Genomic DNA, 15,886 nt, shown 5'->3' with positions numbered 1-15,886 from the left:
AGATGCACCATGAGTGAGAACCAGGAATCCGCAGCCGAGCAGCCCCGCAGGGGAAACAGTGCCCCCGGACTGGAAGGCGAAGGCGGCCAGTATGTATCCGGTGACTACGGCGATGCCGGCACTGCCGGAAATCCGGCGGAAAACCTTGAAGATGGCGAATACCCGGACGGCGACTACGGGGATGCCGGTACCGCTGGAACCGGGCATGAAGCTGACACCGTCCGGGAGGGGCTTACCGACGGACAGGTCAACACCACGGCTGATGAGCGTGGACCCCTTCACGGCGACCGGGACAGCGACAGGTAGAACCGCAAGGTAAGCTGCCCGGCACGCCGCCAGTTCTCCAGCAGCGAAACGAGGGGCCGCCGTCGCGTGCTGCTCAAATCCGGCATACTGCGGAACTCCAGGCCAACTCTCCACTGCCCGAACAGAAAGTTGAGCGCACTACGCTCAACTTGGATTGACATCGCTGGCGCCCTGAGTAAAGTTGAGTGCAGAACGCTCAATCATCAGGGCGCCAGTAAGTTTCCAAGGAAAGAAGGAAGCAACACATGTCACGTGCAGTAGGTATCGACCTCGGAACCACCAACTCCGTCGTCTCCGTTCTCGAAGGTGGCGAGCCCACCGTTATTGCCAACGCCGAGGGTGGCCGCACCACGCCGTCCGTCGTTGCATTCTCCAAGTCCGGCGAGGTCCTGGTGGGCGAGATCGCCAAGCGCCAGGCCGTCAACAACATCGACCGCACCATCGCCTCGGTCAAGCGCCACATGGGCACTGACTGGAAGGTGGACATCGACGGCAAGAAGTACACCCCGCAGGAAATCTCCGCGCGTACGCTCATGAAGCTGAAGAACGACGCCGAGTCCTACCTGGGCGAAAAGGTCACCGACGCTGTGATCACCGTTCCCGCGTACTTCAACGACGCCGAGCGCCAGGCCACCAAGGAAGCCGGCGAAATCGCTGGCCTCAACGTCCTGCGCATCGTCAACGAGCCCACCGCCGCAGCACTCGCCTACGGCCTGGACAAGGGCAAGGAAGACGAACTCATCCTGGTCTTCGACCTCGGCGGCGGCACCTTCGACGTCTCCCTCCTGGAAGTCGGCAAGGACGAGGACAACTTCTCCACCATCCAGGTCCGCGCCACCGCCGGTGACAACCGCCTGGGTGGCGACGACTGGGACAACCGCGTCGTTGAGTACCTGCTGAACCAGCTCAAGGTCAAGGGCATCGACCTGTCCAAGGACAAGATTGCCCTCCAGCGCCTCCGCGAGGCAGCTGAGCAGGCCAAGAAGGAACTGTCCTCCTCCACCAGCACCAACGTCTCGCTCCAGTACCTGTCCGTCACCCCCGACGGCCCGGTCCACCTGGACGAGCAGCTGACCCGCGCCAAGTTCCAGGACCTCACCAAGGACCTGCTGGAGCGCACTAAGAAGCCGTTCCACGATGTGATCAAGGAAGCTGGCATCAAGCTTTCCGACATCAACCACATCGTCCTGGTCGGTGGCTCCACCCGTATGCCCGCAGTCTCCGAGCTGGTCAAGGAACTCGCGGGCGGCAAGGAGCCGAACAAGGGCGTGAACCCGGATGAGGTTGTGGCCGTTGGCGCAGCCCTGCAGGCCGGTGTGCTGAAGGGTGAGCGCAAGGACGTCCTCCTGATCGACGTCACCCCGCTGTCCCTCGGTATCGAAACCAAGGGTGGCGTGATGACGCACCTGATCGAGCGCAACACCGCAATCCCCACCAAGCGGTCCGAGACCTTCACCACCGCTGACGACAACCAGCCGTCCGTGGCCATCCAGGTCTTCCAGGGCGAGCGTGAGTTCACCCGCGACAACAAGCCGCTGGGCACGTTCGAACTGACCGGCATCGCGCCGGCTCCGCGCGGCGTCCCGCAGGTCGAGGTCACCTTCGACATCGACGCCAACGGCATCGTCCACGTCTCCGCGAAGGACAAGGGCACCGGCAAGGAACAGTCCATGACCATCACGGGCGGTTCCAGCCTCTCCAAGGAAGACATCGACCGGATGATCCGGGACGCCGAGGAGCACGCAGCCGAGGACAAGGCGCGCCGCGAGGCCACCGACACCCGCAACACCGCCGAGCAGCTCGCCTACTCGGTGGACAAGCTCATCGCGGACAACGCCGACAAGCTGCCTGAAGAGGTCAAGACCGAGGTCCAGGCCGACGTCGACGATCTGAAGAAGGCACTCGAGGGCACGGACGACGCCGCTGTGAAGGCCGCCTTCGAGAAGCTGCAGGCTTCCCAGGGCAAGCTGGGCGAGGCCATCTACGCCCAGGCCGGTTCCCCCAACGGCGCAACCGGTGCCGCAGGTGCTGAAGGTGCCGCTGGTGCTGCAGGCGGGGAGAAGGCTGCCGACGAGGACATCGTCGACGCCGAGATCATCGACGAAGACGAAGCGAAGAAGTAGCCATGCCGCACCACGGTAACGAGGAAGAGCACATCTCATCCGCGGGCCAGGAGCAGCAAGGCAACGGCCACCAGGAACCGGTCATCCGGGACAACCGCAAGGTTGACCCGGTGACCGGGCAGGCCCGGCACCCTGAGGGCGGTCACGCTGAAGGCGGCAACACAGTCCCGGGCGACGGTTCCGCGGTGGACTCCGACGGCGACGCGCTGGCCCAGGCCGAGGAGATCCTCAACGGCATCGAGGTGCCGGCCGAGGAATCCGTGGCGCAGGGGGTTCCGGCAGGCTCCACCTCCGCTGAGGCGGCCGAGCTGAAGAACGACCTCCTTCGGTTGCAGGCTGAGTACGTCAACTACCGCAAGCGCGTTGAACGCGACCGCGCCGTGGCAGGGGAGATGGCCGTCATCGGCGTCCTGAACTCCCTGCTTCCGGTCCTGGACGACGTCGACGCCGCGCGGCAGCACGGCGACCTCGCCGACGGCCCCTTCGCTGCGATCGCCACCAAGCTGGAGAACGCGCTGAAGACCTACGGCCTGGCACGCATTGATGAGACCGGCGTGGAGTTCGATCCCACGATCCACGAGGCCCTCATCCAGCAGCCCGGCGAGGACATCGAAGTTGACACCGTCAGCCAGGTACTCCGCTCCGGCTACAAGTCAGGCGACCGCGTCCTCCGGGCCGCACAGGTCATCGTGGCAGTGCCGGCCTGACTCACCTTGCGCCTCCGCGGATGAGGGGGCCCCGCCCCTACGCGTGGCGGCTTTGGTCCTACGGACAAAGCCGCCACGCTCCGGCAGGCCCGATGCCACTCCCGGGCCCCCTCATCCGCTCCGGCACAGCGGTAGTCTCGCCTTAACGCTTTTGTACTTTTGAAAGGAAACGCCATTGGCTAGCCAGGATTGGGTGGACAAGGACTTTTACGCGATCCTTGGTATCGCCAAGGACGCTTCCGACGCCGACATCAAAAAGGCTTATCGGAAGCTGGCCAGGCAGCACCACCCTGATACGAACTCGGGGAACACTGCGTCCGAGAAGAAGTTTAAGGACATCTCCGAGGCTTACTCTGTACTTTCCGATCCCGAAGAGCGCCAGCAATATGACGCCATCCGGGCCATGGGGGGCGGAGCACGCTTCGCTCCCGGCGGCGCCGGTGCAGGCAACGGCGGATTCGAGGACATGTTCGGCGGCCTGTTCACGGGCAACACCGGACGTCACGCCGGCGGGTTCAACCCCGCCGCAGGTGGCATCCCGCCAGAATTCGCGGACCTGTTCGGCGGCGGTTTTGGGCAGACGGGCTTCCAGCGGACCCCGCAGAAGGGCGCTGACCGCACAGCCTCCACCAGCATTTCCTTCGCGGGTTCCATCCGCGGCACCACCATCGGGCTGCGGGAACCCAGCGGTGAGGTCATCGACGTCCGCGTGCCCGCCGGCATCAAGGACGGCCAGAAAGTCCGGGTCCGCGGCAAGGGCCAGCCCGGTGCCGCCGGCAACGGTGACCTGGTGGTGTCCGTTTCGGTCCAGCCGCACCAGTTCTACACGCGCGACGGCGACAACCTGCGGATCCACGTTCCCGTCACCTTCCCCGAGGCTGCCATGGGCGCTGACATCGAAGTGCCAACCATCGAGGGCGAAAAGGTTAAGGTCCGCGTGCCGGCCGGTACGCCGTCGGGCCGCACCCTCCGGGTCAAGGGCAAAGGCGTGAAGACGTCCAAGGGGACCGGTGACCTGCTGGTGACCATCGACGTCGCCGTGCCCAAGAACCTGAACAAGGAAGCCGAAGCCGCGGTCAAGGCGTTTGCCGAGGCGACGGCAGGAGCTGACGTCCGAGAGGGCCTGGCCGCCAAGGCCCGGCTTTAGCAGCGGGGTGAGCCATGGACATCAACTCAGACCAGCCGATCTTTGTGATCTCGGTGGCAGCTGAACTGGCGGACATGCACCCCCAGACACTTCGGCAGTACGACCGGATGGGCATCGTCTCGCCCAGCCGTGCGCCGGGCAAGTCCCGCCGGTACTCCCAGCGGGACATCAACATGCTGCGCGAGGTGCAGCGGCTGTCGCAGGAAGGCGTCTCGCTGGAGGGCATCAAGCGGATCCTCGAACTGGAAAACCAGGTCGCTGCCCTTCAGCGCCGGGTCTCCGAGCTCAGCGAAGAACTGAACCGGCGCCCGCAGCCCTTCGATTCACGAATCTTCGCGGCGGGCGCAGCGGGTGACGTGGTGAGCCTGGCACGTGGCCAGCGCCCCCGTCCCCGCTCACAGGCTGTGGTGCTCTGGCGGCCCCGGGCGATCGGACAGTAACTCCCGCCGGCCGGTGAACCAGCAGGTCAGGCCCGATCATCGACGGCCCGCTGGTTTATGTCCGGCCAGCGGGCCAACGTTACGCCGCCCCCGCGTTTCCTCCAAGTTAACTTTCCTTCCCCCACTTTTCCGGCGCTTTTCCGCGTTTCCGGCTGTCCACCGGGAGTCCGGCCGCTACGGGGAGCCAGGACGAAACGGTTTCGAAACCCGCCATCGCAACAAGCGAAACAATCCGCTCCTACATTCATCGCAAGGGGTCACTTCCCACGACCTCGGAGGCGAGCCGCTGCCCACGCAGCGGCGGAGTGAGAAGCAGGTACACATGAGGGTTTCGGTTAACAAACGCGCTTTCCTTCCCCTGGCGGCGGCCGCCATGGCAACAGTCCTGGCGGGCTGCGGCAGCCAGATCGCAGACCCGGCATCCGCGGGCTCAACCGCCAGCACCGGGACCTCCTGTGTGGACACGTCGGGCAGCAGCATCAAAGTGGGCTTCATCAACTCCCTGTCCGGCACCATGGCCATCAGCGAGAGCACAGTCTTCGACTCCCTCACCCTGGCTGCCGAGGAGATCAATGCTTCCGGCGGCGTCCTCGGCAAACAGTTGCAGGTGGTGAGTGAGGACGGCGCCAGCGAACCGACCAAGTTTGCCGAACGGGCAGGAAAACTAATCCAGCAGGATTGCACCGCCGCGGTATTCGGCGGCTGGACGTCGTCAAGCCGGAAAGCGATGCTGCCGGTGTTCGAAGCCAACGACGCGCTGCTGTTCTACCCCGTGCAATATGAAGGCCTGGAGGCATCCAAAAACATCTTCTACACCGGGGCCACCACCAACCAGCAGATCATCCCGGCTTTGGACTACCTGGCCGAGCAGGGAACCAAGTCCCTCTTCCTGGTGGGCAGCGATTATGTCTTCCCGCGGACGGCCAACAAGATCATCCAGGCATACGCCGCCGCCAAGGGCATCGAAATCCTTGGCGAGGAGTACACCCCGCTCGGCTCCACGGAATTTTCCACCATCGTCAACAAAGTCCGGGACTCCAAGGCCGATGCGGTCTTCAACACCCTCAACGGTGACAGCAATGTGGCCTTCTTCCGCCAGTACAAGAGCGTTGGCCTGACAGCGGACACCATGCCCGTGGTCTCGGTTTCCATCGCCGAGGAGGAAGTTCCCGGCGTCGGCCTCGACAATGTGGAAGGGCAGCTGACCGCCTGGGACTACTATCAGACCCTGGATACCCCCGCCAACAAAAAGTTCGTTGCAGCCTTCAAAGCGAAGTTCGGGGCAGAGCGCGTGACGAGCGACCCCATGGAAGCTGCCTACACCTCGCTGTACCTCTGGAAAGCCATGGTGGAGAAGGCCGGGTCCTTTGAGGTGGACAAGGTGCAGGCCGCCGCGGACGGCGTGACCTTCGAAGCGCCCGAAGGACTGGTGACGGTCAACGGGGAAAACAACCACATCACCAAGACCCCCCGGATCGGGAAAATCAATTCGGAGGGGCTCATCGACACTGTCTGGTCCTCGCGGGAGGCAGTTGAACCGGATCCCTTCCTGGCCACGTACGGCTGGGCCAAGGACCTGGCCAAGTAACGGCCACCGGAAACATTGAGGAAAGGCCTGCTGGAATGGAACTCCTGATAGGGCAGATGTTCGCCGGACTCAGCCTCGGCTCAGTGCTGCTCCTGGCAGCGCTGGGACTGTCGTTGACTTTCGGCCAGATGGGGGTCATCAACATGGCCCACGGCGAGTTCATGATGGCCGGGGCCTACACAGCCTTCGTGGTCCAGCAGGCCATCTCCGATGCCGGCGTTTCACTGCTGGTTTCCGTTCCTGCGGGTTTCCTGGTGGGAGGTGTCCTGGGGCTGGTGCTCGAGGCGGTGCTGTTGCGCCGCATGTACCACCGGCCCCTGGACACGCTCCTGGTCACCTTCGGGGTGGCGCTCATTTTGCAGCAAGCCGCGCGGGACATTTTCGGCGCCCCCAGCGTGGATGTGCGCGCGCCGGCCTGGCTGCAGGGAAACATCGAGGTGCTGGGCGCACCGATCCCGCTGACCCGGCTTTTTATCCTGGCACTCTCGCTGGTGTGCCTGGCAGGACTGGTCCTTCTCCTCAGGACTACCCCGCTGGGCCGCCGCATCCGGGCCGTGGTGCTCAACAGGGACCTGGCGGAAACCAGCGGCATCTCAACCCGCCGCAGCGATCAGCTGACGTTCTTCATCGGGTCCGGCCTGGCCGGAGTAGCGGGTGTCGCCGTCACCCTCATAGGTTCCACCAGCCCCTATCTCGGCACCAACTACATTGTGGATGCCTTCCTGGTGGTAGTGGCCGGCGGCATAGGCCAGATCAAGGGGGCGGTCATCGCGGCGTTCGCCCTCGGGGTGCTGCAGTCTGTCTTCGAGTACTCGACGACAGCAAGCATCGGAAAGGTCCTGATCCTGATCGTGATCGTGGTGTTCCTCCAGCTTCGGCCGCAGGGAATCTTCAGCCTCAAGACAAGGAGCCTGGCATGAGGGGCCTGTTGCGCGGACAAACTGGTACTGCCGCCGGATTCGCCCTCGGGGCAGTCCTGCTGCTGGTGGTTGCACCCGCGGTGCTCCCGGCCTTCAGCCTGGGTCTGCTGGGAAAGTTCCTCTGCTTCGCGATCGTGGCGGTCGGCATCGGCCTGGCCTGGGGACGCGGCGGCATGCTTACCCTGGGCCAGGGCGTGTTTTTCGGGCTTGGCGCCTACATCATGGCCATGCATATGAAGCTGGCGGACGCCTCGCTCTTCGGCGGCTCCGGGGTTCCGGACTTTATGTCCCTTTACGGCAGCGGCGAGGTGCCCGGCTGGTGGGAACCGTTTCGGAGTCCCGCCGTAACGTTGCTGGCGGTGGTGCTGATACCGGGGCTGGTGGCCCTTGTCCTTGGCCTGGCGGTCTTCAAGCGCCGTGTCAAAGGGGCCTATTTCGCGATTCTTAGCCAAGCGCTCGCGGCAGCATTCGCCGTGTTCCTGATCGGGCAGCAGGCCACCACCGGTGGTTCAAACGGCCTCAGCGGGTTCCGGTCATTTTTCGGCTTCGATCTGAAGGACCCGAACAACAAGGTGATGCTGTACCTGATCGCGGCGGTGGTCCTCCTGCTGTCCATAGCCCTTGCCCGGCAGCTGATGCACAGCAGGTTTGGCGAGTTGCTGGTTGCGGTCCGGGACCAGGAGGAACGGGTCCGCTTCCTGGGCTATGACCCGGCAACCATCAAAACGGTCACCTATGTAGTTGCCGCTGTGCTGGCAGGCATTGCGGGCGCCTTGTTTGTCCCGCTCGTGGGAATCATTTCACCGGCGGATGTAGGCGTGATCCCTTCCATCGCCTTCCTCATCGGTGTGGCTATCGGCGGCCGGGCCACGCTCCTGGGACCAGTCCTTGGTGCTGTCAGTGTCGCCGCCGCCCAGTCAGCACTGTCCTCCACCTTTCCCTCCTTCTGGGTGTACTTCCAGGGCCTGCTGTTTGTCCTGGTTATCGGGTTCATGCCGGGCGGACTGGCTTCCTTGCCCGCGCTCCTGGGCAGGCGGCGCAGACTCCGCCCAGCATCAACGGCGGGAACACCGGAAAACCCAACCCCGGCATCCCTGGCGGAATCACCGGAACCTGAAGAAAAATCGACCGTGCCTGAGGAGGCCCGCAGATGACCACGCCCACCCTGCTCCCAGACGGAGAGCCGCTGGCCGGAGGGCTGCGCCATGGCAGACCGAAGTACCTCGAAGTCCGCGACCTGTCCGTCTCCTTTGACGGGTTCCTCGCCGTCGAGAACGTCAACCTCGATGTAATCCAGGGTGACCTGCGGTTCCTGATCGGCCCCAACGGTGCCGGGAAGACCACCGTGATCGATGCCATCACCGGCCTGGTACCGGCCACGGGCTCGGTGAACCACACCGGCACGGAAATCCTCGGACGCAAAGTGCATCAGATCGCCCGGCTGGGCGTGGGGCGTACGTTTCAAACCGCCAGTGTTTTTGAGAATCTTTCCCTACTCCAAAACCTCGACATCGCGGCCGGTGCCGGCCGCGGCCCGCTTCGCATGCTCCGGCGCCGCAAGACCGTGGACGCGGTGGTGGAAGAAGCGCTGGAGATCATTGGACTGGAGGGCGCTGCCGGGAAGAAGGCGGGGACCCTCGCCCACGGACAAAAGCAATGGCTGGAGATCGGCATGCTCCTCGTTCAGAATTCGGACCTCCTCCTCCTGGACGAGCCAATCGCCGGGATGAGCCAGGACGAGCGTGCGGAAACCGGGGAGCTGCTGCGGCGGATCGCCGCCAGCCGCATCACCTTGGTGGTTGAACACGACATGGATTTCGTCCGGGAGTTCGCAACGTCGGTCACGGTCCTGGCAGCGGGCAAGGTCCTCAGTGAGGGAAGTGTGGCGCAGGTGCAGGCGGACAAAAAGGTGCAGGACGTCTACCTGGGGTCCTCGGGAGTGGAGGCCAGGGATGCTTGAAGTTGATAGCCTGCAGACCGGTTACGGCCGCACGCAGGTAATCACCGGAGTAAGCCTGACGGTCCCGGACGGAGCCGTTGTCTCCGTCCTGGGGCACAATGGTGCCGGCAAAACAACGCTGCTGCGCGCCGTCGTCGGACTTCTCAAACCCACCGCCGGGCACATCAGGCTGGACGGGGAGGACATCTCGGCGCTCCGCCCGCACCGGCGGGTGGACCGTGGAATGGCGTACGTGCCGCAGGGCCAGCAGTCATTCGGGCAGCTCTCCGTCCTGGAAAATCTGCAGCTGGTGGCGGACGGGCGCAGGAACGGCACCGGGCGCGTGGCGGAGGCACTGGACATGTTTCCGGCGCTCCGGCCATTACTGGCGCGGCGGGCCGGGCTGCTCTCCGGCGGCCAACGGCAGCAGCTGGCCATCGCCCGCGCACTCATCACGGACCCGCGCCTGCTGATCCTCGATGAACCCACCGAAGGCATCCAGCCAAACGTCGTGGCCGAGATCGAAGCAACCATTATCAAGCTTTCCCAGCGCAACGGAATGAGCATCCTCCTGGTGGAGCAGCACATCGGCTTCGCCCTGCAGGCCGCGGACAGCTACCACGTCCTCTCGGCCGGAAGGGTTTCCTCCTCAGGGTCAGGAGGCGCCGGATCCGCGGCTGACGTTCGCAAGGCACTGCTTATTTGAGTACCGGAGAACGTCGCTGACCGGAAAATTGAGTACTCACTACTCGCGACGGTACGGGCCCCGGAAACTTGAATGGAACCACTGCCGGATCAGCAGCGGTGGTTCCAAAGGTCCTGGGGTTTCATGTTTGGTTCTCATGGGCACACGCCCGCTTTCCGTCGTCCACGCCGTGGGACAACCGGTGAGCCCGGGGATGGAAGCAGTTGCCTCATTCAGCGGCTCGCTTCCTGGCCAGATGCCCGTCATCTTCCGCCTGCACCACGACAAGGACGAGGACAACTGGTGGAAGGGCAGGGGCAGGAAGCTCGCCCGCTGGGCCCGCCGACAGTTTACCGGCGGGACCGCCGCCGCCCCTGTGATGGCGTAGCCGGTGCCGTAGGCCGCGTCTGGGGGCGGCGATGGCGGGTCAGCACCGCTGGTCGCGGACTGTTGCGCAAGGGGACGTGCGGCGAGGTGAGCGGATCACGGCAACAAACTTGAAATGTCGCTCAGTCCGACGACCTTTTCTGGCTTGGTACCTTTTCTTTCGCCCGTGTTGGAGCCCCAGGCCCAAACTGTCCCGTCGCTTAGCAATGCTTGTGCGGTGGTGTGGATTGAAGCCACGGACTTCACGCTGGTCTGGCTGTGGATCTGCACGGGAACGCTGCTGTTGATGGTGTCGCCAGTGCCCAACTGGCCTTGACTGTTATCACCCCAGGCCCATAGTGTTCCGTCGCCAAGTACAGCGTAGGCGGAGCGAAAGCCAGCAGCCATCGATGTGACTCCGGTCAATCCCGCGACCTCAGCGGGAAGGGCGCTGCTCGTTGTGGTGCCATTACCCAGCTGACCGCTGGCACCCCGACCCCATGCCCGCACGGTTCCATCGGAAAGGACGGCGTACGCCGTAAGGCCCGAGGAGGAAACCATCGAGACAACGTTGCTGAGTCCAACTACCTGCACCGGAACATTACTGTCGATTGCAGTACCGTTACCCAGCTGTCCAAAACCGTTGTTTCCCCAGGAACGGACGCTGCCGTCTTCGAGGACGGCATAAGCCGTGTTTGCGATAGTTGCGATTGATTTGACTCCTGTGAGGCCGGGGACGGGCACCGGAATGCTGCTGTTGGCAGTAGTGCCATTACCCAACTGCCCATTGCCGTTCCAGCCCCATGCCCGGACTGTTCCATCTGTAAGTACCGCATAAGCCGTGAATGCGGTGGTAGTCAGGGATTTAACTCCTGTTAGGCCGGAAACCTGTACGGGAACGCTGCTGTCAGTTTCTGTGCCATTTCCCAGAATCCCATAAAGGTTTGCACCCCACGCCAAGACGGTCCCGTTCCCCAAAACGGAGAATCCGGACGCGTAGCTGGCAGACACAGACTTAACATCCGTCAGCCCGGATACCTGCACAGGGCGGACGCTGTACGTGAGCATACCTTCAGTTATGGTGCCGTTGCCGAATTGTCCAACGGAGTTGTTGCCCCATGCCCGCACGGTTCCATCGTGTAGAAGGGCATATTTCGTGGAGGTTCCGGCCAATTCCGTTACACCCGACAGCCCCGATATCTGGTAAGGGACGGTCCCGGTCTCCTGATAGTAAGCTCCCCAAGTCCAAACGGAACCCGCTGCAGAACCGGGCAGGTAGTAGCCGGCGACGTCGGCGATGAGTTGCGTAGTGCCGGAGGACCGGTTGAAGAGCGTGACTTTGCCATCAGTTCCAACCGGGACTGTGACGAGGTTCGGGACGGTTTGGCCGCCACGGAAGTTCAGGTTGGAGGTGTCCGGGCGCGGCGGCCCGGAGGGGTAGGCGCTGATGAACCCGTGGGACTGGGCCTCGGTGACAGTCAGGTTGAACACGACGGCAGAGACTGCGGCAGGAACCCCATCCCGGCCGGCCACTTGGAAAGATACCGATGAATCCGGCCCCACGGCGGCGGCAGCCCGGGTGTCCAGCATCCGGGTAGGAGCCAGGGAAGAGAAGGCCCCCGGCAGGTTCGGGGTTCCGGGAAGGTAGTAGCCCGCCACGTCGGCGATGAGGTGGGTAGTGCCTGAGGACCGGTTGTAGAGGGTGACTTTTCCATCAGTTCCAACCGGGACTGTTAGGAGGTTTGGGACGGTTTGGCCGCCACCGAAGTTCAGGTTGGAGGTGTCCGGGCGCAGTGCACCGAAGGGGTAGGCGCTGATGAACCCGTAAGACTGGGCCTCGGTGACAGTCAGGTTGAAGACGACGGCAGAGACTGCGGCCGGAACCCCATTCCGGCCGGCCACTTGGAAAGACACTGATGAATCCGGCCTCACAGCTGTGCTGGTCCGGGTGTCCAGCATCCGGGTAGGGGTGAGGGAAGAGAAGGCCCCCGGCAGGTTCGGGGTTCCGGGGAGGTAATAACCGGTGACGTCGGCGATGAGGTGGGTAGTGCCGGAGGACCGGTTGAAGAGCGTGACTTTGCCATCAGTTCCAACCGGGACTGTGACGAGGTTTGGGACGGTTTGGCCGCCACCGAAGTTCAGGTTGGAGGTGTCCGGGCGCGGCGAGCCGGAGGCGTAGGCGCTGATGAACCCGTAAGACTGGGCCTCGGTGACAGTCAGGTTGAAGACGACGGCAGAGACTGCGGCAGGAATCCCATCCCGGCCGGCGACCCGGAAAGATATTGATGAGTCCGGTCCGACGGCGTCGGCAGTCCGGGTGTCAAGCATCCGGGTAGGGGACACGGGTACCAGCGCGCCCGGAGATTCGGGTCCCCCGGAGCCGCCGATGGCACCTGACGGGCCGCTGCCTATGCCTATCGCTTCGGCAGGCGAGGGCGGCAGGATCACGAGAGCCAGGACTGTTGCCAAGGCTGTCAACGCCGATAGCCGTCGCACCTTACGCCAAGGATCAACCAGGCGGACTTCAACACTTCCAGACCGTACGACACCCACAACGCGCCCCCCATTTCCCCAAGCCCACCCTGTAGCAGGCTTTATGCGTTCACCCCCTTTTTGCCAAAGGCAAAAGAGGGCCGGACGTAATCCTACGGTTCAACCCCCTTATTGAGAATGTCCAGGTCAAGCCCGAGCTTGGCACCGTCAGTAGCTGGTGGGGCCGCCATCGCCGGAAGGCTGGATGTACCGGCGGCGAAAGCTCCCTTGTCGTCCATGTCACAGGTGGCGTACAGTGTTGCTCCACGGCAGAGTTTTCTCATATGGAAACCAAAGTTCTATTATCGAACAGGGGCTTCTGGCCCAACCGTCCCACAATGAAGTGAGGAATCCCGTGCAGTTTCATCACCACGGTTATGTATCCGGCGACCCGCGGGTCAAGCCCGCAGCCGGCGTCGGCATTAACCGTCCTGCCGAACTCCCTGACGAAGTGGACGTGCTCATCGTCGGCACGGGGCCCGCCGGCATGCTGGCGGCAGCGCAGCTCTCCATGTTCCCGGGCGTCACGACGCGCATCATCGAGCGCCGTCCCGGGCGCCTCGCGATTGGCCAGGCCGACGGTATCCAGGCCCGGAGCGTCGAGACTTTCCAGGCCTTTGGCTTCGCCGAGCGGATTATTGCGGAAGCGTACCGGATCACCGAGATGGCGTTCTGGAAGCCGGACCCTGCGGACCGCACCCGCATTATCCGGACGGCCCGCACGCCGGATGACCCCACTGGCATCAGCGAATTCCCACACCTGATTGTGAACCAGGCCCGCGTGCTGGACTACTTCGCCGAATTTGCGGCCAACTCGCCTACCCGCCTGAAGCCCGACTACGGCTATGAGTTCCGCGGCCTCGAAGTAGGGGAGGGGGAGTACCCCGTCACCGCGACGCTGCTCCTCACCGCCGGTCCCAGTGAGGGGCAGGAGCGCGTTGTCCGGGCCAAGTATGTTGTGGGGGCCGACGGCGCGCGGAGCAAGGTGCGCGAAGCGATCGGCTGCCGCCTTGCCGGGGACCAGGCCAACCATGCGTGGGGCGTGATGGACACCCTTGCGGTCACGGACTTCCCCGACATCCGCACCAAGTGTGCCATCCAGGGTGAAAAAGGCAGCATCCTGCTGATTCCGCGCGAAGGCGGACACCTGTTCCGCATGTATGTGGACCTGGGCGTGGTGGATCCGGCCACCCACCACGCCGTGCGGAACACCAGCATCGAGCAGATCATCCACAAGGCAAACGAGATCCTCCACCCGTACACCCTTGACGTGCGCAACGTCGCCTGGCACAGCGTCTACGAGGTGGGCCACCGGCTGACGGACAGGTTCGACGACGTCCTGCCGGAGGACCGCGGCAAGAGGACTCCTCGGGTGTTCATCACTGGCGATGCCTGCCACACCCACAGCGCCAAGGCCGGCCAGGGCATGAACGTTTCGATGCAGGACGGCTTCAACATCGCCTGGAAGCTTGGGCACGTACTCGAGGGGCGCAGCCCGGAAAGCCTGCTGTCCACCTACTCGGCGGAGCGGCAGGTGGTGGCAAAAAACCTGATCGACTTCGACAAGGAATGGTCCACCATGATGGCCAAGAAGCCCGAAGAGTTTGAGAATCCTTCGGACCTCGAGGACTTCTACGTGCGCACCGCCGAGTTCCCGGCCGGGTTCATGACCGAATACTCGCCCTCCATGCTCGTGGCCCCGGCGAAGCACCAGGAGCTCGCAACCGGTTTTCCCGTGGGTAAGCGCTTCAAGTCGGCACCCGTCGTGCGGGTGGGCGATACCAACCCCATGCACCTTGGCCACCATGCCACCGCCGATGGCCGGTGGCGCATCTACGTCTTTGCCGACGCAGCAACCGCCGGTGAACCGTCAGGTGTGGCGGACTTCGTTGAGTGGATCTCAAACTCGCCGGACTCGCCCCTGGCCGCGACGCCGTCGGGCGCTGATCCTGACGCCTGGTTCGACGTGAAGGTGATTTACCAGCAGCCGCACACGGCCGTTGACATCGGTGCCGTTCCTGCCGTGTTCAAGCCGCAGGTGGGCCCGTTCAAGCTGACAGACTACGAAAAGGTCTATGCCACCGATCCCACCGCAGACATCTTTGAACTCCGCGGCCTGGACCGCGGCGGCGTTGTGGTGGTGGTGCGCCCGGACCAGTACGTCGCCAACGTCCTGCCGCTGACCGCAACGGCCGGGCTGGGGGAGTTTTTCGCACCCCTGCTGAAGCCGCGCCGCACCGCTGGTCACGCTGTGACGGTCTGACCTGTCCTGTACTCAGCAGCTGAATAGACACCGAGGACCCGCACCTCGGTGGTGAAGAAGTCCAGTTCCTCAAGGGCCAGTTTCAGCGGCAGGTCCTCGGGGTGGCCTTCGACGTCGGCCATAAACATGGTGGCAGCGAATTCGTTGCCCACCATGTAGCTTTCCAGCCGGGTCATGTTCACGCCGTTGGTCGCGAAGCCGCCCAGTGCCTTGTACAGGGCTGAAGGGACGTTGCGGACGCGGAACACAAAGCTGGTGACAGCCGGCCCGGGCAGTTCGTCCCGGGTGGGCAGTTGCGCTTCGCGGGCAAGGACCACAAACCGGGTGGTGTTGGAAGGATCGTCCTCAACCCGGGAGGCCAGCACTTCCAGGCCGTAGATCTGTGCGGCCAGCGGTGGAGCGAGGGACAGCTTGCGCGGATCGTTCCACTCACTGACTTCGCGGGCCGAACCGGCAGTGTCGCCGGCAATGACGGGCTTGAGTCCGTGGTCGCGGATGAGGCGGCGGCACTGGCCGAGGGCGTGGATGTGGCTGTGCACCTCGGTGGCGGCCTCGATGGTGCTGCCCGGGATGCCCAGCAGGTCGAAGTGGATCGGCAGGAAAAACTCACCCACGATCTGCAGGTTGGACTGCGGAAGCAGGATGTGGATGTCCGCCACCCGGCCTGCGATCGAATTCTCGATGGGGATCATGGCCAGGTCCGCCTCGCCGCTTGAGACGAGTTCGAACGCATCCTCAAAGCTCGCGCAGGGCACGCTTTCGAGGTCGGGGAACATTTGCTTGCACGCGATATTGGAGTTGGCGCCGGGCTCACCCTGGTACGCAATCTTTTGGACCATGATCCGTATGGTTTCACGCCCCGCGCCCGCG

General features: G+C 63.8%; 14 protein-coding genes. 12 read left to right on the top strand and 2 right to left on the bottom strand.

Annotated features, from left to right (window positions below; translation table 11 throughout):
• Nucleotides 1-9 precede the first annotated feature (9 nt).
• The 11 genes from M1D32_RS18575 (at nt 10) to M1D32_RS18525 (ending at nt 10,243) form a co-directional block, all read left to right on the top strand.
• Complete coding sequence (locus M1D32_RS18575) at nt 10-306, top strand: hypothetical protein (RefSeq protein WP_458780089.1); 297 nt, start codon at nt 10-12, stop codon at nt 304-306.
• 245 nt (nt 307-551) lie between these two features.
• On the top strand, nt 552-2,429 hold the full coding sequence (gene dnaK / locus M1D32_RS18570) for a molecular chaperone DnaK (protein WP_458780088.1): 1,878 nt from the start codon (nt 552-554) through the stop codon (nt 2,427-2,429).
• A gap of 2 nt (nt 2,430-2,431) precedes the next feature.
• On the top strand, nt 2,432-3,136 hold the full coding sequence (locus M1D32_RS18565; RefSeq protein ID WP_458780087.1) for a nucleotide exchange factor GrpE: 705 nt from the start codon (nt 2,432-2,434) through the stop codon (nt 3,134-3,136).
• Nucleotides 3,137-3,311: 175 nt separating this feature from the next.
• Entirely contained in the window at nt 3,312-4,283 is a 972-nt protein-coding gene (locus M1D32_RS18560) for a DnaJ C-terminal domain-containing protein (RefSeq protein WP_458780086.1), read from the top strand.
• A gap of 14 nt (nt 4,284-4,297) precedes the next feature.
• On the top strand, nt 4,298-4,723 hold the full coding sequence (locus M1D32_RS18555) for a heat shock protein transcriptional repressor HspR (protein WP_458780085.1): 426 nt from the start codon (nt 4,298-4,300) through the stop codon (nt 4,721-4,723).
• A gap of 322 nt (nt 4,724-5,045) precedes the next feature.
• Nucleotides 5,046-6,311, top strand: coding sequence for an urea ABC transporter substrate-binding protein (gene urtA, locus M1D32_RS18550; RefSeq protein WP_458780084.1), 1,266 nt, complete (start codon nt 5,046-5,048; stop codon nt 6,309-6,311).
• A 35-nt stretch (nt 6,312-6,346) separates the two neighbouring features.
• Entirely contained in the window at nt 6,347-7,231 is an 885-nt protein-coding gene (gene urtB / locus M1D32_RS18545) for an urea ABC transporter permease subunit UrtB (RefSeq protein ID WP_458780083.1), read from the top strand.
• Entirely contained in the window at nt 7,228-8,385 is a 1,158-nt protein-coding gene (urtC, locus tag M1D32_RS18540) for an urea ABC transporter permease subunit UrtC (RefSeq protein ID WP_458780082.1), read from the top strand. Before urtB ends, urtC begins: the two co-directional genes overlap by 4 nt.
• Nucleotides 8,382-9,191 (top strand): urea ABC transporter ATP-binding protein UrtD, encoded by an 810-nt coding sequence (gene urtD, locus M1D32_RS18535; protein ID WP_458780081.1) that lies wholly within the window; start codon nt 8,382-8,384, stop codon nt 9,189-9,191. Before urtC ends, urtD begins: the two co-directional genes overlap by 4 nt.
• Nucleotides 9,184-9,876, top strand: a complete 693-nt coding sequence (urtE, locus tag M1D32_RS18530) for an urea ABC transporter ATP-binding subunit UrtE (protein ID WP_458780080.1) — start codon at nt 9,184-9,186, stop codon at nt 9,874-9,876. Before urtD ends, urtE begins: the two co-directional genes overlap by 8 nt.
• Before the next feature lie 136 nt (nt 9,877-10,012).
• Nucleotides 10,013-10,243, top strand: coding sequence for a hypothetical protein (locus M1D32_RS18525; protein ID WP_458780079.1), 231 nt, complete (start codon nt 10,013-10,015; stop codon nt 10,241-10,243).
• Between the two features lie 95 nt (nt 10,244-10,338).
• On the opposite strand, the gene M1D32_RS18520 is transcribed toward M1D32_RS18525, so the two are convergent.
• Nucleotides 10,339-12,717, bottom strand: coding sequence for a hypothetical protein (locus M1D32_RS18520; RefSeq protein WP_458780078.1), 2,379 nt, complete (start codon nt 12,715-12,717; stop codon nt 10,339-10,341).
• A 391-nt stretch (nt 12,718-13,108) separates the two neighbouring features.
• Here M1D32_RS18520 and M1D32_RS18515 point away from each other — a divergent pair, with 391 nt between their 5' ends.
• Complete coding sequence (locus tag M1D32_RS18515) at nt 13,109-15,016, top strand: FAD-binding monooxygenase (protein ID WP_458780077.1); 1,908 nt, start codon at nt 13,109-13,111, stop codon at nt 15,014-15,016.
• Here M1D32_RS18515 and M1D32_RS18510 read toward each other — a convergent pair.
• Nucleotides 14,998-15,855, bottom strand: coding sequence for a prephenate dehydratase (locus tag M1D32_RS18510; RefSeq protein ID WP_458780076.1), 858 nt, complete (start codon nt 15,853-15,855; stop codon nt 14,998-15,000). The two genes, M1D32_RS18515 and M1D32_RS18510, sit on opposite strands and share 19 nt — an antisense overlap.
• Nucleotides 15,856-15,886 lie beyond the last annotated feature (31 nt).

Source organism: Arthrobacter sp. D3-16 (assembly GCF_054408515.1).
This window is presented reverse-complemented; position numbering and strand designations above follow the sequence as displayed.